Annotated in this window: 17 protein-coding genes and 1 pseudogene; 7 read left to right on the top strand and 11 right to left on the bottom strand. The window is 65.4% G+C overall.

Annotated elements, in window-relative coordinates:
* From B2527_RS10485 to B2527_RS10465, 5 genes are all read right to left on the bottom strand, one after another.
* Positions 1 to 2,069 (bottom strand): AAA family ATPase (locus B2527_RS10485; RefSeq protein WP_293711668.1); only part of this gene is annotated, 2,069 nt, incomplete at its 3' end.
* Positions 2,070 to 2,246: 177 nt separating this feature from the next.
* Positions 2,247 to 3,059: a DUF3014 domain-containing protein gene (locus tag B2527_RS10480; protein ID WP_293711665.1), complete on the bottom strand. Its 813-nt coding sequence runs from the start codon at positions 3,057 to 3,059 to the stop codon at positions 2,247 to 2,249.
* Between the two features lie 93 nt (positions 3,060 to 3,152).
* The gene (locus B2527_RS10475; protein ID WP_293711663.1) at positions 3,153 to 4,730 is read right to left on the bottom strand and encodes a hypothetical protein; all 1,578 of its coding nucleotides are present in this window, start codon (positions 4,728 to 4,730) and stop codon (positions 3,153 to 3,155) included.
* A 64-nt stretch (positions 4,731 to 4,794) separates the two neighbouring features.
* Complete coding sequence (locus B2527_RS10470; protein WP_293711660.1) at positions 4,795 to 5,688, bottom strand: XAC2610-related protein; 894 nt, start codon at positions 5,686 to 5,688, stop codon at positions 4,795 to 4,797.
* Between the two features lie 55 nt (positions 5,689 to 5,743).
* Complete coding sequence (locus tag B2527_RS10465; protein WP_293711657.1) at positions 5,744 to 6,217, bottom strand: DUF3574 domain-containing protein; 474 nt, start codon at positions 6,215 to 6,217, stop codon at positions 5,744 to 5,746.
* A 190-nt stretch (positions 6,218 to 6,407) separates the two neighbouring features.
* On the opposite strand from B2527_RS10465, the gene B2527_RS10460 reads away from it, so the two are divergent.
* From B2527_RS10460 to otsA, 5 genes are all read left to right on the top strand, one after another.
* Positions 6,408 to 8,840: a TonB-dependent receptor plug domain-containing protein gene (locus B2527_RS10460; RefSeq protein WP_293711654.1), complete on the top strand. Its 2,433-nt coding sequence runs from the start codon at positions 6,408 to 6,410 to the stop codon at positions 8,838 to 8,840.
* Between the two features lie 240 nt (positions 8,841 to 9,080).
* Positions 9,081 to 10,430, top strand: coding sequence for an OmpA family protein (locus tag B2527_RS10455; RefSeq protein WP_293711651.1), 1,350 nt, complete (start codon positions 9,081 to 9,083; stop codon positions 10,428 to 10,430).
* Between the two features lie 214 nt (positions 10,431 to 10,644).
* The gene (otsB, locus tag B2527_RS10450) at positions 10,645 to 11,391 is read left to right on the top strand and encodes a trehalose-phosphatase (RefSeq protein WP_293711648.1); all 747 of its coding nucleotides are present in this window, start codon (positions 10,645 to 10,647) and stop codon (positions 11,389 to 11,391) included.
* Positions 11,392 to 11,445: 54 nt separating this feature from the next.
* Complete coding sequence (locus B2527_RS10445) at positions 11,446 to 13,224, top strand: glycoside hydrolase family 15 protein (RefSeq protein ID WP_293711645.1); 1,779 nt, start codon at positions 11,446 to 11,448, stop codon at positions 13,222 to 13,224.
* Positions 13,221 to 14,588: an alpha,alpha-trehalose-phosphate synthase (UDP-forming) gene (gene otsA, locus B2527_RS10440; protein WP_293711642.1), complete on the top strand. Its 1,368-nt coding sequence runs from the start codon at positions 13,221 to 13,223 to the stop codon at positions 14,586 to 14,588. Before B2527_RS10445 ends, otsA begins: the two co-directional genes overlap by 4 nt.
* Positions 14,589 to 14,750: 162 nt before the next feature.
* On the opposite strand, the gene B2527_RS10435 is transcribed toward otsA, so the two are convergent.
* From B2527_RS10435 to rluD, 4 genes are read right to left on the bottom strand one after another with little or no spacing between them, the layout of a single operon-like run.
* The gene (locus B2527_RS10435; protein ID WP_293711639.1) at positions 14,751 to 15,152 is read right to left on the bottom strand and encodes a thiol-disulfide oxidoreductase DCC family protein; all 402 of its coding nucleotides are present in this window, start codon (positions 15,150 to 15,152) and stop codon (positions 14,751 to 14,753) included.
* Positions 15,145 to 15,678, bottom strand: a complete 534-nt coding sequence (locus B2527_RS10430; protein ID WP_293711671.1) for a DUF4166 domain-containing protein — start codon at positions 15,676 to 15,678, stop codon at positions 15,145 to 15,147. The genes B2527_RS10435 and B2527_RS10430 overlap by 8 nt, the downstream gene beginning before the upstream one ends.
* Before the next feature lie 2 nt (positions 15,679 to 15,680).
* Entirely contained in the window at positions 15,681 to 16,460 is a 780-nt protein-coding gene (gene pgeF / locus B2527_RS10425; RefSeq protein ID WP_293711636.1) for a peptidoglycan editing factor PgeF, read from the bottom strand.
* Positions 16,460 to 17,449, bottom strand: a complete 990-nt coding sequence (rluD, locus tag B2527_RS10420; RefSeq protein WP_293711633.1) for a 23S rRNA pseudouridine(1911/1915/1917) synthase RluD — start codon at positions 17,447 to 17,449, stop codon at positions 16,460 to 16,462. The genes pgeF and rluD overlap by 1 nt, the downstream gene beginning before the upstream one ends.
* A 118-nt stretch (positions 17,450 to 17,567) precedes the next feature.
* On the opposite strand from rluD, the gene B2527_RS10415 reads away from it, so the two are divergent.
* Complete coding sequence (locus B2527_RS10415) at positions 17,568 to 18,452, top strand: outer membrane protein assembly factor BamD (RefSeq protein ID WP_293711631.1); 885 nt, start codon at positions 17,568 to 17,570, stop codon at positions 18,450 to 18,452.
* Between the two features lie 615 nt (positions 18,453 to 19,067).
* Here the strand turns inward: B2527_RS10415 and B2527_RS10410 are convergent.
* On the bottom strand, positions 19,068 to 20,705 hold the full coding sequence (locus B2527_RS10410) for an NAD+ synthase (protein ID WP_293711629.1): 1,638 nt from the start codon (positions 20,703 to 20,705) through the stop codon (positions 19,068 to 19,070).
* Position 20,706: 1 nt separating this feature from the next.
* On the bottom strand, positions 20,707 to 21,087 hold the full coding sequence (locus tag B2527_RS10405) for an endonuclease domain-containing protein (protein WP_293711627.1): 381 nt from the start codon (positions 21,085 to 21,087) through the stop codon (positions 20,707 to 20,709).
* 336 nt (positions 21,088 to 21,423) lie between these two features.
* Between B2527_RS10405 and B2527_RS10400 the strand changes: the two are divergent.
* Positions 21,424 to 21,677 (top strand): annotated as a pseudogene (locus tag B2527_RS10400) (hypothetical protein); the annotation flags it as partial.

Below are 21,677 nucleotides of genomic sequence, written 5' to 3'. Positions count from 1 at the left end.
AGGATGTTGAACACATCCGGGTGCGCCTTCTCCACCTCGTCCAGCAGGATCACGCTGTACGGGCGCCTGCGCACCGCTTCGGTCAGGTAGCCACCTTCCTCGTAGCCGACATAACCCGGGGGCGCACCGATCAGGCGCGACACGCTGTGCTTCTCCATGAACTCGCTCATGTCGATGCGCACCATCGCGTCGGATGAATCGAACAGGAAGTCGGCCAGCGCCTTGGTCAGCTCGGTCTTGCCCACGCCGGTCGGGCCCAGGAACAGGAACGAACCACTCGGACGGTTCGGGTCAGACAGCCCCGCGCGCGAACGACGCACCGCGTCGGACACCACGCGGATCGCCTCTTCCTGGCCAACCACGCGGTTGTGCAGCATGTCTTCCATGCGCAGCAGCTTGTCGCGCTCGCCTTCCAGCATCTTGCTGACCGGAATGCCGGTCCAGCGCGAGACCACCTCGGCGATCTCCTCGTCGGTGACCTTGTCCTGCACCAGCTTGAAGTCCTTGCGCTCCATCTCCTGCGCGGCCTGCAGCTGCTTTTCCAGGTTGGGCAGCACGCCGTACTGGATCTCGCTCATCTTGGCGAAATCCTGCCGGCGCTGCGCGGCCTCCAGGTCGAGCTTGGCCTTCTCCACCTGCTCCTTGATCTTGGTCGCGCCCTGCAATGCGGCCTTCTCCGACTTCCAGATTTCATTGAGGTCGGAGAACTCGCGTTCCAGCGTGTCGATGTCGGTTTCCAGGTCGGCCAGGCGCTTGCGCGAGGCGTCGTCCTTCTCCTTCTTCAGCATCTCGCGCTGGATCTTGAGCTGGATCAGGCGCCGCTCCAGGCGGTCCAGCTCCTCCGGCTTGGAATCGATCTCCATGCGGATGCGCGAGGCCGCCTCGTCCATCAGGTCGATGGCCTTGTCCGGCAGCTGGCGGTCGGTGATGTAACGGTTGGACAGCGTGGCCGCGGCAACGATGGCCGGGTCGGTGATCTCCACGCCATGGTGCACGGCGTAGCGCTCCTTCAGGCCGCGCAGGATGGCGATGGTGTCCTCGACCGTGGGCTCGCCCACCAGCACCTTCTGGAAGCGGCGCTCCAGCGCGGCGTCCTTCTCGATGTACTGGCGGTACTCGTCCAGCGTGGTCGCGCCGATGCAGTGCAGCTCGCCGCGCGCCAGCGCCGGCTTGAGCATGTTGCCCGCATCCATCGCGCCATCGGCCTTGCCGGCACCGACCATGGTGTGCAGCTCGTCGATGAACAGGATGATCTGGCCTTCGTTCTTGGCCAGGTCGTTGAGCACGCCCTTCAGGCGCTCCTCGAACTCACCGCGGAACTTGGCCCCGGCGATCAGCGCTCCCATGTCCAGCGACAGCACGCGCTTGCCGCGCAGGCCTTCAGGTACTTCGTCATTGATGATGCGCTGGGCCAGGCCTTCGACGATGGCGGTCTTGCCCACGCCGGGCTCGCCGATCAGCACCGGGTTGTTCTTGGTCCGGCGTTGCAGCACCTGGATGGTGCGGCGGATTTCCTCGTCGCGGCCGATCACCGGGTCAAGCTTGCCGCTCTCCGCGCGCGCGGTCAGGTCGATGGTGTACTTCTCCAGCGCCTGGCGCTGTTCCTCGGCGTTCTCGCTCTGCACGGTCTCGCCGCCGCGTAGCTTGTCGATGGCGGCCTCGATCTTCTTTTTGTCGGCACCGGCCGCACGCAGCGCCATGCCGGCCGCGCCACCGTCGTCGACGGCGGCCAGCAGGAACCATTCGCTGGCGATGAACTGGTCGTTGTGCTGCTGGGCCAGCTTGTCGGTGGTATTGAGCAGGCGGCTCAGGTCATTGCCCATCGACAGGTTGCCGGCCTGGCCGGACACCTTGGGCAGCGCCTCCAGCGACTCGGCCAGCCGCTCGCGCAGCACCGGCACGTTGACGCCGGCCTGGGCCAGCAACGGCCGGCTGCTGCCGCCGGGCTGGTCGAGCAACGCGCTGAGCACGTGCACCGGTTCGATGATGTTGTTGTCGCGACCGACCGCCAGGGACTGCGCGTCGGACAGCGCCTTCTGGAAGTTGGAGGTGAGCTTGTCCATCCGCATGGGTCTTCTTCCTCAAAGTTGGGAGGCCAGCATTGCTGGCGATACTGGTTCAGATGCGGTTGCAACGGCGTGATTCAAGGGTGAATAGCGCCCTTGTTCAGCTGCAATCGCAATCCCGCCCCAGTATCACCCGCTGCTGTCGCCGCAACCTTGATCCAACGCAAGCGGCAGCTCGGCTCAGCCGCGCGTGATCGCCGCGCGCAACGCCCGCAGTTGCTGCTTCACCGCCTGTTGCTGGCCGGCATCCATGCGCAGCAAGGCTTTCTGCCCGATCGACAGCGATTGCAGGGCCGGGTCGACGAAGCGATAGCGGCCCTTGCCGTCCGGCTCCACCGCCAGCGGACGGGCCGGCTCGGGGGTCTGCAACAGGTGGTCGATCACTGCCACCAACCTGTCATTGAAATGGCCTTCGGGATGGCCAATATCGCGATAGGCCTGCTGCAGCAAGGGATAGAAACGGGTGTAGGCCGCCGCGACGGCGCCCGCATCGGCACGGGTAAAAGCATCCACGAACGGGGCGTAGCGCGCGGCGTTGGCGGCCGCAAGCTGCTCGCCGCCGGCACTGCGCTGCTCCACCAGCAGTGTTCCGGGCAGCGGCCGCAGCGCCATCGCCGAACCGGGCAGACTGGGCTGGGTCAGGTTGTCCACATGCACGACCACGCGCTGGATAAGGTGTTCGCGTAGCAGTACGGCCAAGGCATCAGCAGGGAACAACCCGTTCAGCGCCTGCCAACTGGAAGCATCGCTGTCGGCCAATGCCGGCAAGGCCGGGTCGGCAGCCACGTCGAGCGGATACTTCGGCTCGGCCGCTGGTTCGGGCCTAGCCGGCGGTTGGACGGCCGGCGCAGCCGGGCTATCCACCGGCGGAGCAACGGTTGCCGTTGCCTGCCGCAGCTGCGCCACATCATCACGGAACAACCACCAGCCAATGCCGCCTACCGCGACGACGCCAACCACTGCCCAGGGCCACACTGCTTTGCGCTTCTGCATCACTTGCACCTTTATTGCATGTGATGGTGTGACCCCGTTTATCCCGCTGGGTTCCCCCAGCGGCTCAGACCCTGTACAGCCAAGCCCTGTGCATCAACGCTGTTTCTGCAGCGACATCAGGCCGATCACGACCGCCAACACCGCATAAGCAGCGCTCACCTGCAAGGTGATGGCCTGACGCAGACTTTCCAACTGCCATGGCAGGTAGATGCCGCCGCGCGGATCGGTGGAATGGATCACGCCGAACGCGCTCAATGCCGCAGCCACGAACAGCAGGCTTACCGCCACGCCAGCGCGACGCTCGATCAAGGCCACCAGCGCAGCTGCCCAGATCATCGCCGAGATGATGAAACCATTGCCCAGCAGCTGCAGCGTGGCCACATCCGACAGGCCGTGGCCGTCGACCGCTGCATACAACGCCGCCGCTGCATCCGGCGCCACCCAGGTGCCGAACTTGATGTTGATCAGGTAGGCAATCGCCGGCAGAAAGGCCAGCGCCACCGCAATCGCGTGCTCCCGCTTGGTCTGCTGGAAGGCCTGCACGGTGATGTCCAGGCCGACGAAGACGATGATTGGTGCCAACACCGCCACCGGCAGCCACTGCACCAACCCGGCAACCACGCCGAGCATGCCGCCGATACCGATGAACAGGCCGGTCAGCAGCGTGTAACCGCTGCGTGCACCCAGGCGCTTGTAGGCCGGCTGGCCGATATACGGCGTGGTCTGTGCGACACCGCCGCAGACGCCGGCGATCAGCGTGGCAATGGCCTCGACCAGCAGGATGTCGCGGGTGCGGTAATCGTCACCAGCGGCGCGTGCGCTCTCGGCCACGTTGATGCCGCCCACCACCATCAGCAGGCCGAACGGCAGCAGCAGCGATAGATACGGCACGGTCAGCGGCAGGCCGTCGATAAAGCCCAGCGTCGGCAGCGGCAAGGCCACGGCGAAGGAGATGGCCGGCGGCCATTGGAAGCCGGTCAGCGCGCCAGCGGCACCCAATCCGTAATACAGCGCAACACCAACCAGCAGCGCGAACAGCACGCCCGGCAAGCGCAGCGGCACCACGCCGCGCGCAACCAGCACATAAAGCAGCACGCCCAGCGTGACCAGACCGACCAGCGGCTGGCGCATGCTCTCGATCAGCGGCAGGAAGCCAAGCAGGGTCAGGGCCGCACCGCCGATGGAACCGAGCAGCGCCGCACGCGGCACATGGCGGGTAACCGCATCACCGACGAAGGACAGCACCAGCTTGAGCAGGCCCATCACCACCAGCGAAGCCATGCCCAGCTTCCAGGTCAGCATTGCTGCCGCCTGCGGGTCCATGCCCAACTGTTTGAAGCCGACGAAGGCCGGGCCCAGCACCAACAAGGCCATGCCGATGCTGGTCGGCGCATCCAGCCCCAGCGGCATGGCGGTGACATCATCGCGGCCGCTGCGGGCAGCCAGACGCCGTGCCATCAACGTATACATCAGGTTGCCGATCAGCACGCCAAAGGCAGTGCCCGGGAACATGCGCCCGAACACCACATCGGCCGGGAACTGGAAGATGCCGACCAGCGCCATCGCGATGAAGCCCAGGATCGACAGATTGTCGACCACCAGGCCGAAGAAGCCGTTGAGATCACCGGTGACGAACCAGCGTGGGCGGGATGTTGCTGCGGAAGAATTCATGGGGGATATCGTCAGGAAAGCGGAGCGATGGTAACGCTGGAAAAATGCGTGCGAGTGGAACAGATCATTCGTTGCTGGGCAGCCTCACCCAGCCCAGCACCGGGCCACGGCGGGGATTGCGGTAGCGCAGCTGCAACCAGCCGTCGGCTTCGTCCAGCAACTCGACGCGGTCGCCCTTGAGCAGGTAGCGCTTGGTCGAGGTGTCGCCGGCCTTGCTGTACAGCAGCAGCTTGTCCGGCACCACCGACGCGCTGCGGCCCGGCATCGGGGCGTCCTTCAGCGGCGGATCGAAGGCATTCCAGATGGCGGTTTCGAGCCGCTTGCCTGCGGCATCCCAGGTGCTCCACACCGTGAGGATCTCCGCATCGTCCACTTCAGCCAGCGCCAACACCCGCGCGAGCGCTTCGGTGTCAAGAAAGGCGTTGCGCATCGATCGATAGAGATAGACCTGCCTGCCCTGGTAGCGGTAGATGTCGCTGTACCACATGGGTCCACTGCGGCAACTGCTGCTCAACGTGCGGGTGGCCGGGTCAGGGGTCAGCGACCAGAAACCTTCACAGCTGATCTCCGGGGCTTCAGGTGCGGCCAACGCGCGGAACTGGCCACTGGCCGGCTCGTACAGGTAAACCGTGACAGACTCGTTGACCTGGCCCAGCGTGGCGCTGGTGTCCAGGTCCTGATAGCCGTCGAAGTTGTAGTCAGCGTGGCCCAGGCGCGTGCCGCCACCCTCCTCATCCGTGGACGCCGCCAGCACCTGCCGGTCCTTTGATCGATTGGTGCCCACCTCCACGCTGCCGTCGCCCAGCAAGCGCGCATACGCGCTCACGCCGGCTGTTACCTCGAAGCGGATCTGGCTGTCATCTGCCGCGAATGCTGGCGCTGCCAGCAGCGAAACCGCTGCAATCAGCAAACCGCGGGCGGCAGAACGGCAGCGGGACGTGGATATCAGGGGCGTCATCGAGAAGCTCATCTGCGGTTGGGGGCTGCCCGCAGGCTAGCCGATCCAATGCTGATCAGAACGAAACCTCGACCGGCTGCCGTGACCACAGCACCGACTGGTGCCGGGTGGCCTGCTTCCAGGCCAGGCGGATGGCTTCGATGTCGTTGCGCCGTTGCGGGCTGTCCTCATGCAGGATCACCAGCACCTTGGTGCGCAACCGGTTGGGCTCGGCCGCGCCACGGAACAGCCACTGGCCGTAGGCATCAAACACGGTCAGGCCATCGGGAAAGCGCGGGGTCACTTCCTTGTCCAGGAAGGCGCGCCATTGCGCCTCGTTGATCACGTCGGTCTGAGCGCGTGCGGACGGGCCACTCTCCTCACCCACGCCGAAGTACAGCTCGCTGCGCACCCAGCCCGCGGCCTCGGCCGGGCGTGCGGCATCGCCATGCAACTGCGCGCTGGGCGCCGTTTCGGTGACAGGTGGCGCCGCATGGGCACTGGCGGCAACGGCAAACAGCAGGGGCAACAGGACAGCTGGCAACTTCATGGAAACCTCCGGACAGGGAAAACACGGTGGCATCCAAGGCACCGCAGCGGATATCGCGTTTGGTTATCAGCCGATTGCCATCAGGACTTGCATCGGCAGCGGCGTTAACGCCAAGATAATATATCGCTTCATCCGGATGGATGTAAGTGCAAGCCATTCCCCTCCCCTCCCCCGTCTTTCCGGAGTCTGCATGTCCCGCCCCACCTCGGCCCCGCTCGGCCTGGCCATCGCGCTGGCGCTGTCTTCCCCCGCCTTTGCCCAGAACGCCCCGCAGGCCACCAACCTGGACACGGTGATCGTCACCGGCACCCGCGCCGTCGACCGCACCGTGCTGGAGTCCACTGCACCGGTGGACGTGCTCAGTGCCGAGGACATCCGCAAGGCCGGCGTGGTCAACGGTGAGCTGGGCAGCGCGCTGCAGGCGCTGCTGCCCTCGTTCAACTTCCCGCGCCAGTCCAATTCCGGCGGTGCCGACCACATCCGCGCCGCGCAGCTGCGTGGCCTGTCGCCTGACCATGTGCTGGTGCTGGTCAAGGGCAAGCGCCGCCACAACAGCGCCCTGGTCAACACCGACAGCAAGATCGGCAAGGGCACCACGCCGGTCGACTTCAATGCCATCCCGGTCAGCGCAATCAAGCGCATCGAGGTGCTGCGTGACGGCGCCGGCGCGCTATACGGCTCCGATGCGGTGGCCGGCGTGATCAACGTGATCCTCGACGACGCGCCGGAAGGCGGCGCCATCGAAGCCAGCTTCGGCGCGCACCACACCGACCTCAAGCCGATCGACCGCACCCTGACCGATGGCCAGACCAGCTACTTCAGCGCCAAGGTCGGCACCGCGCTGACCGACGACGGCGGCTTCCTGCGCGTCGGCCTGGAACTGAAGAACCGCGAAGCCACCAACCGTGCCGGTTTCGACCAGATCCCGCCGTGGGAAGCGCAGACACCAGACAATCTGGCCCTGGCCGGCAAGCGCAATTATTCATTGGGCGATGGCGCCAGCAAGGATCTCAACGCCTGGTTCAATGCCGAAATCCCGTTCGGCACCGCCTCCAAGGCCTATGCCTTCGGCACCTACAACCAGCGCGATACCGAAGGCGCCAATTACTTCCGTTACCCGGACGGCGAAGCCAACTGGAAGGCGCTGTACCCGAACGGTTACCGCCCGATCTCCGAAGGCGAGAACCTGGATGTGCAGTTGGTGGCCGGCGCTCGTGGCGAATTGGGTGACTGGAACTACGATGCCAGCCTCGACCATGGCCGCAACGAATTCACCTACCGCCTGCGCAACTCGCTCAACGCCTCGCTGGGGCCGACCAGCCCGACCCGCTTCAAGACCGCCGATTTCAGCTTCGCCCAGACCGTGGCCAACCTCGATTTCGGACGCATTTTCGTGCGTGCCAACGACAGCCACAGCCTTGGCTTCGGCATCGAAGGCCGCCACGAGCGTTATGAAACCGGTGCCGGTGACCCGGCCAGCTACGCCGCCGGCCCCTACACCGACCGCCCGACCGGCTCACAGGCCGGCGGCGGCCTGACCCCGCAGGACGAGGCGCATCTGTCACGCGATGTGTTCAGTGCCTACACCAGCCTGTCCTCGACCTTCGGCGAGAAGTTCTCCACCGATATCGCCGCACGCTATGAGCACTACGAGGACTTCGGCGGCGAGCTGACCGGCAAGCTGGGTGCGCGCTATGCATTCGCGCCGGTGTTCGCGCTGCGCGGTTCGGTCTCCAACAACTTCCACGCGCCGTCGCTGAGCCAGATCGGCTACGAATCCACTTCGACCGGCTATACCGCCGGTGGCCAGCTGGTGCAGGGCCGCCTGCTGTCGGTCAACAATCCGATCGCGCGGGCACTGGGCGCAAGCGACCTGAAGCCGGAGAAGTCAATCAACTACAGCCTGGGCTTCACCAGCCAGATCGGCAGCCACTTCGACCTGTCGCTGGACCTGTTCCAGATCGATATCGATGACCGTATCGCACTGTCGGAAAGCATCACCGGCGATGCACTGACCGATTTCGTGCAGCAACAATTCGGCATCGGTGGGCTGGAAAGCGCGCATTACTTCGTCAACGCCGCCGATACCCGTACCCGCGGCGCCGAGTTCGTCGGCAACTGGCGGCAGTCGCTGGGTGACGGCGAGCTGCTGCTGACCGGCACTTGGAGTTACGCCAAGACCGAGTTGAAGAACGTGGTCGCCACGCCTTCGCAGTTGCTGGCACTGAATCCGGACTACGTGCTGTTCGGCGTGGAGGAGAGCAATACGCTGACCGACGCCGCACCGCGTACCCGCGCACAGTTCGCCGCCAGCTGGGCCAATGACAGCTGGTCGTTGAGCAGCCGCGTCAGCCGTCACGGCAGTGCCAAGCGCGTGTTCGACTTCGGCGATGGTTATGTGCCGACCCAGACCTACCAGGCCGAATGGCAGCTGGATGCGGAAGTCGAGTACCGCATCACGCCGCAGTGGAGCGTGGCGATCGGCGGGCAGAACCTGACCGACAACTACCCGGACAAGTCGAACGAAGACATCTACTACTTCGGCAACCTGCCGTATGACGTGTTGTCGCCAATCGGCAGCAATGGCGCCTATTGGTATGGGCGGGTGCGGTTTACGTTCTGATTTTTCGGGGGGATGGCTTTTTAAAAGCTTCCCCTCACCCCAACCCCTCTCCCGCACGCAGGAGAGGGGCTCGGATTGCTCGCGCTCGTAGTGCACTAGCCCCTCTCCCCTTGCGGGAGAGGGGTTGGGGAGAGGGAAGCTCTAGTCCAAAACCCCCGAATTCATCCAGCTTTAACAGCACAGAGCGCTCCTTACGTCTGCCGGCACATTCCAGCCCGGTCATCCATTGCGGAGGCGTATATGTTCGAGTCGTTGATTCGCGAAGCGGCCAGCCGCTTTCATCTTGGCGACAACGCAGGGCGTCTGGTACGCCAGCTTGTCGATACCATCTTCGATCCCGCCTACGGTGGCTTTGCCGGGCTGCGAAAACGCTTTGATGACGCAGGCCTGGACACGCTGTTCGCCTCCTGGATAGGCACCACTCCCGGCGACAACGTCCTGCAGCCGGACCAGTTCAGCGCCGGCTTCGGCCAGAACCTGGCCAGCGGCATCGCCAGCAAACTCGGCATTCCCCCTGCCGCGGTGAATATGGCCGGTGCCTGGTTGCTGCCGAAGATCGTCGGCCAGTTGACCCAGGGCGGCAGCATCCCCAGCGCGCGCCCGGCCGACTACGACCGATGGTTCGGCACCACAACGCCCGCCGCAGGTTATAGCGGCGGTGGCACCCGGCCGGCAACGGCAGCATCCGGTGGTTTCTGGAAATGGCTGATTCCGCTGATCATCCTGATTGCGGCCTTCCTGTTGTTCCGCAGCTGCAAAAAGGACGAAGCCGCCGCCCCGCCGCCGCCCGCGCCAGCAACAACCGCGCAACCCGCACCCACACCCGAACCCGAACCCGCCGCCCAGGCCAATGCCCGCTTTGGCTTCGAGAATATGGACGGCAAGGTCATGGTCAACGGCCGGGTTGCCGCCGATGCCGACAAGACGCGGCTATGGGATGCTCTCAAGGCCACCTACGGCGAGAACAACCTGTCCGGTGATATCAGCGTCGATCCCGCTACCCTGCCTGCCAACTGGCTGGACAAGCTGATCGCCGCGCTGCCCGAGCTCAAGGCCAAGGGGCTGAAGTTCGGCTTTGATGGCGACAAACTCAGCATCGACACCAGCGGCATGGCCGAATCCGATCGTTTCGCGGTGAGCGACAAGCTGCGCAGTCTGTTCGGCGGCTTCGAGATCAGTGGCTTGTGGGACCGCGCAGCGTCGGCACTGGCCGGACTCAAAGCCGGTTTCAGCGGTGCTGACCTGGTCAAGGCGCTGAACCTGATGAACATCTACTTTGACACCGGCTCGGCCACCATCACTCGCGACAGCATGGAGACGCTGACCAGCGCCGCCAACGCGATCAAGCAGGCACCGGCGGGCACCAGGATCGAGGTCGGTGGGCATACCGACAACACCGGTGATGCCGCTGCCAACGTGACCTTGAGCCAGCAGCGCGCCGATGCGGTGGTGGCCAAGCTGGCCGAACTGGGGGTTGCCGCCGATACGCTCACTGCCAAGGGCTATGGCCAGGAAAAGCCACGCGCCAGCAATGACAGTGAAGAAGGCCGTGCGCAGAACCGGCGGATCGAGTTTGCGGTTACCAGGTGATCCTTTGCATTGGGTAAAGAGCAGAAGCTTGCCCTCACCCCAACCCCTCTCCCGCAGGCGGGAGAGGGGCGCGCATCACGCGCACTCGTAGTCCACCAGCCCCTCTCCCGCACGCGGGAGAGGGGTTGGGGTGAGGGCGCTCTTAAGACACGTAAACCCAAACCGTTCACCCCAAATGACCTTCCTGTAACAACCGCTGCGGCATAGTGTCCGCATGCTTGATGACCTACAGCGACCGCACCCTCCGGCGCTGGCAGATGACGACGCACTGTTTCTCGACGTGGATGGCACTCTGCTCGCCTTTGCCGACCACCCGGACAAGGTAGTGCCCGATCCCCCACTGCTCACGCTGCTGGCCAGCGTGCAGCAGCGTCTGGGCGGTGCGGTGGCACTGCTCAGTGGGCGCCCCGTCGGCCAGCTGCAGACAATGTTCGCGCCACTACAGCTGCCGATGGCCGGGCTGCACGGCGCGCAACTGCTCACCGCCGCCGATGCTGCGCTTGCCGAAACCGATACCGCCAGCTGGCTGCATGCACTGCACCAGCGCGCGATGCAGCTGGCACATGCCCATCCCGGCGTACTGATCGAGAACAAAGGCCAGGCCCTGGCATTGCATTGGCGCAACGCGCCCGACGCGGGCGCGGCAGTGATCGCCTTTGCCAATGCCTCGCTGCCGCAGCTGCCCGGCGTGCGCCTGCAACCCGGCAATCATGTGATCGAGTTTGTCGGCAGTGGCCACGACAAGGGCCGCGCACTGCAGCAACTGATGCAACAACCGCCTTTCCAAGGCCGGCGCCCGATCTTCATCGGCGATGACCTCACCGACGAACACGGCTTCCACGCAGCTCAGCTTGCAGGCGGCCTCGGCGTACTGGTCGGCCAGCGTGGCGACAGCCATGCCCGCTCCGCCCTGCCTGATATCAATGCCGTCCACGCCTGGCTGCGCGCAGCCACTACCTGACCCACCCGGAGGAAACAGCGGCGCCAGCGGCGTCCGCGCAACCAGGAGTAAGCAATGCAAGACGCTACCCTCGACCTTGGCGTAGTTGGCAATGGCAGTTTCGGTGCGCTCATCGACAAACAGGCGCGCGTGGTATGGAGCTGCCTGCCCAGCTTCGATGGCGACCCGGCCTTCTGCGCCCTGCTCGGCCCCAACCAGCACCCCGGCGGTGACTTCGGCATCGAGCTGGAGGACTTCCGCGACAGCGAGCAGTCCTATCTCACCAATACCGCCATCCTGCGCACGGTGCTGTACGACCAGCATGGCGGCGCGGTGGAGATCATCGATTTCGCCCCGCGCTGGCGCCAGAACGACCGCTTCTACCGCCCGGTCAGCCTGATCCGCCAGGTCACGCCGCTGTCCGGCAGCCCACGCATCATCGTGCGCGCGCGGCCGTTGGCCGATTGGGGCGCGCGCCAACCGGAAACCACCTGGGGCAGCAACCATATCCGCTGGCTGCTGCCGGACCATGTCCTGCGCTTGACCACCGATGTACCGGTGCGCTTCGTGCGTGACGGCCTGCCGTTCGTGCTCAACCACCGCGTGCACCTGGTGCTGGGTGTGGATGAATCGCTCAACCGCTCGCTCAGTGGCTATGTGCAGGAGGCCATGCAGCGCACGCGCGACTACTGGCGCGAATGGGTGCGTTACCTGTCGGTGCCGCTGGAATGGCAGGACGCGGTGATCCGCAGCGCCATCACCCTGAAGCTGTGCCAGTACGAGGACAGCGGCGCCATCATCGCGGCGATGACCACCTCCATCCCGGAGGCCCCCGGCAGCAGCCGCAACTGGGATTACCGCTACTGCTGGCTGCGTGATGCCGCCTTCGTGGTACGTGCACTCAATCGCCTTGGCGCCACCCGTTCGATGGAGCAGTTCCTCGGCTACATCTTCAACCTGGCCACCAGCGATGGCAGCCTGCAGCCGCTATACGGCATCGGCTTCGAAGCCGAGCTTGATGAGGAAGAAGTCACCACGCTGTCCGGCTATTGCGGCATGGGCCCGGTGCGCCGCGGCAACCTGGCCTGGGTGCAGCGCCAGCACGATGTCTACGGCAGCGTGGTGCTGGCCTCCACCCAGCTGTTCTTCGACCAGCGTCTGCAGGACCCGGGCGATGCGCATACCTACGCGCGCTTGGAGCCTCTTGGCGAGCAGGCCTTCGCCCTGCACGACGTCCCGGATGCCGGCCTGTGGGAATTCCGTGGCCGTACCGAAGTGCATACCTACACCAGCGCGATGTGCTGGGCGGCCTGTGACCGCCTGTCCAAGATCGCAACCCGCTTGAAGCTGGATGGCCGCGCCGTCTACTGGCGCGAACGGGCCAACCAGATCCACACGCGGATCATGCATGAAAGCTGGAGCGAGCAACTTGGCCACTTCACCGACACCTTCGGCGGTCATCGGCTGGACGCCTCCTTGTTGCTGTTGGCCGACATCGGCTTCATCGATGCCAACGACGCCCGCTTCATCGCCACGGTCGAAGCCATTGGCCGTGAGCTGAAACACGGCAATGCCTTGTACCGCTACATCGCGCCGGATGATTTTGGCACACCGGAAACCAGCTTCACGATCTGCACGTTCTGGTACATCGATGCATTGGCGGCGATCGGGCGGATGGACGAAGCGCGCGAGATGTTCGAGATCCTGCTGCAGCAACGCAATCACCTGGGCCTGCTATCCGAAGATCTCGGCTTCGATGGCCAGGCCTGGGGCAATTTCCCGCAGACCTACTCGCATGTGGGGCTGGTGATCGCCGCCATGCGCCTGTCGCGCAGCTGGCAGGAGGCCTCGTGAGCCGCTTGGTTGTCGTCTCCAACCGGGTGGCGTTGCCCGGCGAAAACCGCGCCGGCGGACTGGCAACCGGCCTGCTGGCGGCACTGCGCGAGCGCGGTGGACTGTGGTTTGGCTGGAGCGGCCGCAGCGTCGCAGGCGAAAGCGGCGCGCTGCACGAAGCGCAGGACGGTGCCATCCACTACCTCACCATGGACCTGTCAAAATCCGACCTGGACAGTTACTACAACGGCTTCGCCAACCGTGCACTGTGGCCGCTGCTGCATTTCCGCCTGGACCTGGTCGACTACGATCGCCGCAAGCGCGAGGGCTACTGGAAGGTCAACACCTTGTTTGCCGATACGCTGGCGCCGCTGCTGCGCGAGGACGACACGGTGTGGATCCATGACTACCACCTGATCCCGCTGGCATCCTTGCTGCGCGAGCGCGGCGTGGGCTGTCGGATAGGTTTCTTCCTGCACGTGCCGGTGCCGTCGGCGGACCTGATCCAGGCCTTGCCCGATCACCGCGCCCTGTTCCAGACCTTGTACGCATACGATCTGCTCGGCTTCCAGACCCGCCGCGATGTCGACCGCTTCCAGTCCTATGTGCGCCTGTTCGGCGGCGGCGGCCTGGTCGACAACGAGTGGATACAGGCACCGGATGGACGCCGCGTACGCACCTCGGCCTTCCCCATCGGCATCGATACCGCACACATCGCGCGGCAGGCGCGCAGCGCCGCCAGCAACAAGCCGGTACGCGATCTGCGCCAGAGCCTGCAACACCGCAAGCTGGCAATCGGTGTGGACCGGCTGGATTACTCCAAGGGTCTACCGGAACGCTTCCACGGCTTCGAGCGCTACCTCGACCGCTACCCGCAGCAGAAGGGTGAGATGACCTATCTGCAGATCGCGCCGGTTTCGCGCGGCAGTGTCACCGAGTACCGCAAGCTGCGCACCGACCTGGAACGCTTGGCAGGGCATATCAACGGCGGCCATGCCGAAGCGGATTGGACGCCGCTGCGTTACGTCAACCAGAACTATGCACACAGCACATTGACCGGGTTCTACCGGCAGGCAGCCGTGGGCTTGGTGACGCCCTTGCGCGACGGCATGAATCTTGTCGCCAAGGAGTACATCGCCGCGCAGGACCCGGAGAATCCAGGCATGTTGGTGCTGTCGCTATTGGCCGGGGCGGCGGATGAATTGAAGCAGGCCCTGCTGGTCAATCCGCATGATCTGGATGGCGTGGCCGATGCCATCGCAACGGCGGCGAATATGCCGCGGGCAGAGCGGATCGAGCGTTGGCAGGTGATGATGGAACAGCTGCGCACGCATGATATCCATCGCTGGCGGCGGGAGTATCTGGGGGCATTGGAAGGGGGCTAGAAGCCCTCTCCCCAACCCCTCTCCCGCAAGGGGAGAGGGGCTTTACAGCTGTAGTTGCGCGTCCCGCTTGGGCTTGCGGCGCTCTGAGCCCCTCTCCCCTTGCGGGAGAGGGGTGGGGGAGAGGGGGAAGCTTTTAGCGCGCAGACGCCTGATCAAACCCACTCAATCCAAAAATCGCCCGCGCTGCTCAGCCGTCGGCAGAAAACAGCTGTCATGCCGCCCAAACCAGCGGTAGCGGTTCCGTGCCAACCAGCGATACGCCGGGTCCCGCAAGGTGGCCGGCAACACCCGCGCAATCCCTGCCAGACGCCAAGCACCACCCAGCCCGGTCAGCACCCGCAGGATCGCGTCCGTATCGGTATAGGCCACGCCGTTGGCCACCAGCAGAAACGACAAGGGATCATCCGGGTCCAGCCCATGCGTGGCCAGCAGCGCGCGGCCCTGACCTCCCTGCATTGCCGCAAACCGGTAGCGCCCGGCGCGATCAAACCGCAGCAGGAAACGCACCCAGCGGCTGCATAGCGCGCATACACCATCGAACACGATCACCGCCGGCTCAGCCATGCCCGCCCTCCGGCAACAGCCAACCTTCGTAACGGATCAACCGCCCGATCAGCGGCATCGAGACATCCACCAGGAATTCATAGCGCCCCTGGTGCTCACGCTCGCGGCAATGCACCTGGGCGAACCAGCGCGCCGGCAGCGGCAGCACACCGAGGGCCCAGACCCGCTCGGCCCGCCACAGGATCTGCCCGCCCTGCTCGCACAGCCCAAACCGGAAGCGCACCGCCCCCAACTGCTCGAACAAGCGCCCCCCGCGCTGCCACAGCCGCGAGGCCATGCGCGCGGCACCGAACTGCCGGTTCCAGCGCTCACCCGCGGCATCGACCACGAACTCCACCGTCACCGGCACGCTTGAGGTCGGCGGCAGCCGTGCCAGCCAGGCGCAGGGCGCCACCAGCCAGTGGCTGCCGCGCAGCACCTCGCCCTGCCCGCTCCAGCGCTGGCGGGCGGGGATCGCGTGCAACGCACGCACCTGCGGTGCCAGCTGGTCAAACGCGGGGCCCAGCACCTGCGCGAACAGCGGCAGGCTCATCGCTCCATCCACACCAGGGTGGCGATACGGCCGCTGCGGCGGTCGCGCCGGTGCGAGAACCAGCGCTGTGGATCGGCCATGGTGCACAGGTCACCGCCATGGATGGCCTGCGCCTGCATGCCCGCCGCCACCAGCCGCTGCCGGGCCAGCCCCGGCAGGTCCACCTTCCAGTGACCGGGCCGGGTGGCGACGAAGTGGCTTTCAGCGGCGCTGGAATGCGCCAGGAAGGCCTCGCGCACGTCCACGCCTACCTCGTACAGGGCCGGACCGGCCGCCGGTCCTATCCACGCCACCAGCGCCTCGGCAGGGGTGTGCATGGCGGCCAGCGTGTTTTCCAACATGCCGCGCGCCAGCCCGCCCCAGCCGGCATGGGCCGCGGCCACCTCGCTGCCATCACGGGCGGCAAACATCACCGGCAGGCAATCGGCGGTGAGGATGGCCAGCACCACGCCCGCGACGGACGTGACGGAGGCATCGGCGGTCGGCTCGGCCTCCAGCCCCTGCGCCAGCGGCGGCGCGTCAAAGCGCAGGGCGTCACTGCTGTGCACCTGGCGCAGCCAGTGCGGGGCCGAGGGCAGCTTGGCCAGCTGCTGCAAGGCATCGCGGTTGCGTTGCACCTGGGCCGGATCGTCGCCATCAGCAGCGGTCCGGTTGCCGAGGTTGAAACTGTCAAACGGCGGCAGCGAGCCGCCGGCGCCATGGCGCATCGTGGTGAAGGCCCGCACCCCCGGGGGTGCAGGCCAGTCGGCCAGCCACAGCGGGCTCGCCTCGGCCATTACCAACGGCCCCGTTCGCGCTCGGCGAACAGCTGCGAGTCCTCGCGCAGCGCCTTCATCAGCGCAACCAGGTCAGCCGGGACCGGCGCGGTATTGCTGATGGTTTCGCCACTGATCGGGTGCTGGAACTCCAGCGTCTCGGCATGCAGCGCCTGGCGCTTGAAGCCGCGCAGCTGCGCGACCAGCTCGTCGCTGGCGCCCTTGGGCAGCTTCAGCGCGCCGCCGTACAGCGGATCACCGACGATGGCGTGCTTCAGGTGGGCCATGTGCACACGGATCTGGTGGGTACGGCCGGTTTCCAGGCGGCACTCCAGCGCGGTGTGGGCGCGGAAGCGCTCGCGCAGGCGGTAATGGGTCACCGCGTCCTTGCCGTCCTCGCGCACGCCCATCTTCAGGCGGTCACGCGGATGGCGGTCGATCGGCGCATCCACAGTGCCACCGGCGACCAGCGCGCCGACCACCACGGCCAGGTACTGGCGGTGGACCTCACGCGCGGACAGCTGCTCCACCAGCGCGGTCTGCGCCTGCAGGGTGCGCGCCACCACCATGACGCCGCTGGTGTCCTTGTCCAGCCGGTGTACCACGCCAGCGCGCGGCACCTTGGCCAGCTCCGGGTCGCGGAACAGCAGGGCGTTGACCAGGGTGCCGGTCGGGTTGCCGGCGCCAGGGTGGACCACCAGCCCGGCGGGCTTGTCGATCACGAAGACATCGGCGTCCTCGTACAGGATGGACAGCGGGATGTCCTCCGGCAGGGCGTGGGTTTCGGTTTCCAGCACCGCATTCAGACTGACCTGCTCACCGCCGCGGACCGGGTCGCGGGGCCGTGCCGGCTCGCCGTCCATCAGCACGGCGCCGGTCTTGATCCACTCGCTCAGGCGCGAACGGGAGAATTCGGGAAACAGTTCAGCCACCACTGCATCGAAGCGGCGGCCAGCGGCGGAATCGGGTACCAGCGCCTGGCGCTGGGTGGGGGAGGTGTTCTCGGACATGGGCAAAGACCGGCTTGAAGACGAAATTATGGGGTCCTGACGGCAACAGTCAGTCGCAGGACAGGCCACTAGGCTATCATCGCCCCTTCGTATTCCTGCCGCGTCCTGCCCTGAACCCATGATCCGACGCTCCTCGCTGCTGTCCGCGCCCGTCCGCCTCACCGCCCTGCTGCTGGTTTTGGTCTTCGTCGCCACTGGCTGCCACCGCGGCGCCAAGAAGGACGCCGATGAAGGCGCACCGGTCGAACAGCTCTATGAAAAGAGCCACAAGCTGATGGAAGGCGGCAACTGGTCCGGCGCCGAAACCAGCTTCCGGCGCCTGATTGCGCAGTATCCGTACGGTCCGTACACCGAGCAGGCGATGATCGAAAGCGCCTATGCCCAGTACAAGGCCGGCAAGAACGATGACGCGGTGTCCAGCATCGACCGCTTCATCCGCACCTACCCCACCCACCGCAACATCGCCTACCTGTACTACCTGCGCGGTCTTGCCAACGGTAATCGCGATACGGTTTTCCTGCGCCGCGTATGGTCGCTGGACCCGAGCCGCCGCGACCTGTCGACCCCGCGCCAGGCCTATGCCGATTTCAATATCGTCGCCGAGCGCTACCCGAACAGCCGTTACGCCGCCGATGCGCGCCAGCGCATGGTCGAGCTGCGTGATGTGTTCGCCCAGCACGAACTGGACAACGCCCTGTACTACGCCCGCCGTGGTGCCTGGGTGTCGGCCGCCGGCCGCGCCAACTACCTGCTGGAAACCTACCCGCAGAGCGCTTTCCAGTACGACGCCGTCGCCATCCTGGCCGAGGCCTATACCCACTTGGGCAACAAGACCCTGGCCGACGACGCCCGCCGCGTGCTTGAGCTGAACCAGCCGGACCATCCGTGGCTGGCCGGCAACTGGCCGAAGTACCCGTGGATGATCCGCAAGCTCAACCCGTTCGCCGGCGAGAAGTCGGTGGCTACCGGCCAGCGCAACGCGACGATGAGCCGCGGCAAGTAAGCTGCTGCAGCATTGCAGGTAATGGAAAGGGGCCTTTGGGCCCCTTTCTTGTTTGCGGCCCAGAAGCCGGCAGGGCAGCGTGAAAGCTGGCTTCGGCTTCGGCTTCGGCTTCGGCTTCGGCTTCGGCTTGGGCTTCGAGTTGAGCTTTGGCTTTAGCTTTGGCTTTGGGCTTTGGGCTTGGCTTTGGGCTTGGGCTTGCTCCCTTCTCCCGCTTGCGGGGGAACAAAGGGCCTGCCCCCGCGAAGGCGGGGGTGCCCGCAGGGCGGATGGGGGGAGCTTTGGGCTTTGGGCTTTGGGCTTTGGGCTTTGGGCTTTGGGCTTGGCTTTGACTTTGGCTTGCTCCCTTCTCCCGCTTGCGGGGAACAAAGGGCCTGCCCCCGCGAAGGCGGGGTGCCCGCAGGGCGGATGGGGGGAGCTATGTGCTTTACCGTCGGCCCCCTATCCCGCCAGCGAGGACGCTCACCGCCAGCCAACCAGCAGCGTCCTCCCTGCGCCCCCCCACTCCGCCATCGCAAGCACCAGCCAAGACACGATCAGGGGCGCTTCCCAAGCATTGCGTCAAAAAAAAAACGGCTCTCACGGTCCCTTGTTGTCTGCAGTTGACGCCGATTGGGCTCAGCCGCGGTAGCCGTTGGTGATTGGATAGCGTCGCTCGCGGCCGAAAGCACGCCGCGATACCTTCGGGCCCGGCGCGGCCTGGTGCCGCTTCCATTCGCTGATCCTGACCAGCTTGAGCACACGGTCCACCACCTCCGGCGCATAGCCCGCCGCAACGATGTCCTCGCGCGACTGTTCCTGGTCGATGTAGCGGTACAGGATGCCATCGAGCACGTCATAGGCCGGCAAGGAGTCCTGGTCGGTCTGGTTCTCGCGCAGCTCCGCCGAAGGTGCACGGCTGATGACCGCAGGCGGGATCACCGGCGCACCGCCCACGGTGTTGCGCCACTTGGACAGGCCATAGACCTCGGTCTTGTACAGGTCCTTGAGCGGCGCATAGCCACCGCACATGTCGCCATAGATGGTGGCGTAACCCACGGCGTACTCACTCTTGTTGCCGGTGGTCAGCAACAGGCCGCCGAACTTGTTGCTGAGCGCCATCAGGATCACACCGCGGCTGCGTGACTGCAGGTTCTCCTCGGTAACGTCGGCGGCCTGGCCCTCAAACATGCCCGCCAGCGACTGCATCAGCCCTTGGAACGCCGGCTCGATCGGCACGGTCACCAGCGTTACCCCGAGCGCGCGGCATTGTTCCACCGCCAGGTCATTGGACAGATCGGCGGTATAGCGCGACGGCAAGCTGACCGCTGTGACGTTGTCGGCGCCCAGCGCATCCACGGCCAAGGCAAGTACCAAGGCCGAGTCAATACCGCCGGACAGGCCCAGCCAGACCTTGCCAAAGCCATTCTTGCGGCAATAGTCCTGGATGCCCCGGGTGACAGAGCGCCATGCCAGCGCGTCCATGCTCTCGTCGCCGTCGTCGATCCAGCGCAATGGCATGAAGCTGCGGCTGGCAGGGTTGTATTCCACCACCAGCATCTCCTCGGTGAACGCCACCGCCGCTGGATGCACGGTGCCGTCGCCGTCGGCAACCACCGAGGCGCCATCGAACACCACCGCGTCCTGGCCACCAATGGTATTGACGTAGGCAATAGCCGCGCCGGTGTCGCGGCTGCGCTCGGCCAGCAAGGCATCGCGCTGTGCGTGCTTGCCGCGTTCATAAGGCGAAGCATTGGGCACCAGCACCAACTCCGCACCGGCCTTGACGGTGGCAGCCAGTGGCTCCGGGAACCACAGGTCTTCACAGATCACCAGGCCGAGCTGCACGCCATTGAGCTCGAACACGCAGTTGCCAGCGTCCGGATCGACGTCGAAATAGCGGCGCTCGTCGAACACGGCGTAATTGGGCAGCTCGCGCTTGCGGTAGGTAGCGGCAACCGCGCCGTCACGCAGCACGCTGGCGGCGTTGTAGACCACCGCACCGGCGCTCTGTGGCCAGCCCACCACGGCGACGATGCCCTCGGCTTCGGTGGCGATGCGTGCCAGCGCCTGCTCGCAATCGCGCAGGAAGCCGGGCCGCATCAACAGGTCCTCCGGCGGATAGCCGCTGACCGCCAGCTCCGGGAACAGCACCACATCGGCGCCGTACTCGTCGCGCGCCTCGTGCATCAGCTCGATGATACGGCTGGCGTTGCCGCCCACGTCCCCGACCGGGAAGTCGAACTGGGCCAGGGCGATGCGTAGCGATTCGGACATATCAACAACCTTCTGCTTGGCCCCGCACCCTGCGGGGGCTTGGTGGTGCCAACGCCGTACGCAGGATGCTCTCGCAGACCGCGGCGGTGTGGCTCAGGGCCTCATTATTCCAGAAGCGCAGCACCCGGTAGCCCTCACGTTGCAGGAAGGCGTCACGGCGGCCGTCATTGGCGGCATCTGCATGCTGGCTGCCGTCCAGTTCAATGACCAGCTTGTGTGCCAGGCAGACGAAGTCCACCACGTACGGGCCGATAGGATGTTGCCGGCGGAACTTGAAATCGGCGAGATGGCGCCCCCGGAGGAAATACCAGATGCGCCGCTCAGCGTCTGTCATACGCCGGCGCAGTGCACGGGCGCTGTTGGTTTTGCTGCCTTTGCGCATGAGACCTCCCTGTGGGGAGACGATTGCTTGTTGGCCTGCCTGTTGGAATCAGGGAAGCTGGAATTCGGCTGCGGAGATTCCCTTGTTGTTGGGGAGGTGGGTTGGGAGGGAAGGCAAAAGCCGGAGTTGGTGCCAGAGCCAGAGCCAGAGCAAAAGCCAGAGCCAGAGCCAGAGCCAGAGCAAAAGCTTGCCCTCACCCCTACCCCTCTCCCGCAAGCGGGAGAGGGGACAGCTGGAGCAGCAGAAGGCGAAAGTCCAAGCCGAAGCCAAAACCAAAACCAGGAGCGGAGCTACGGCCAAGGCTGAAGCTGGAACCAGAGCTGAGGAGCCGAAGGCGTGGCCCTCGGCGACAAGGAAGATACGCTTTGGCTTTGGCTTTGGCTTTGGCTTTGGCTTTGGCTTTGGGCTTTGGCTTTGTGCTTTGTGCTTTGTGCTTTGTGCTTTGGGCTTTGGGCTTTGGGCTTTGGCTTTGGCTTTGGCTTTGGCTTTGGGCTTTGGGCTTTGGGCTTTGGGCTTTGGGCTTTGAGCTTTGAGCTTACGCCGTCATTCCCGCGCAGGCGGGAATCGCTCTTGCTGTTGCTCTTCGCCCT

Origin of the sequence: Stenotrophomonas sp. UBA7606 (assembly GCF_002477705.1) — a bacterium.
GTDB lineage: Bacteria > Pseudomonadota > Gammaproteobacteria > Xanthomonadales > Xanthomonadaceae > Stenotrophomonas.
This window is presented reverse-complemented; position numbering and strand designations above follow the sequence as displayed.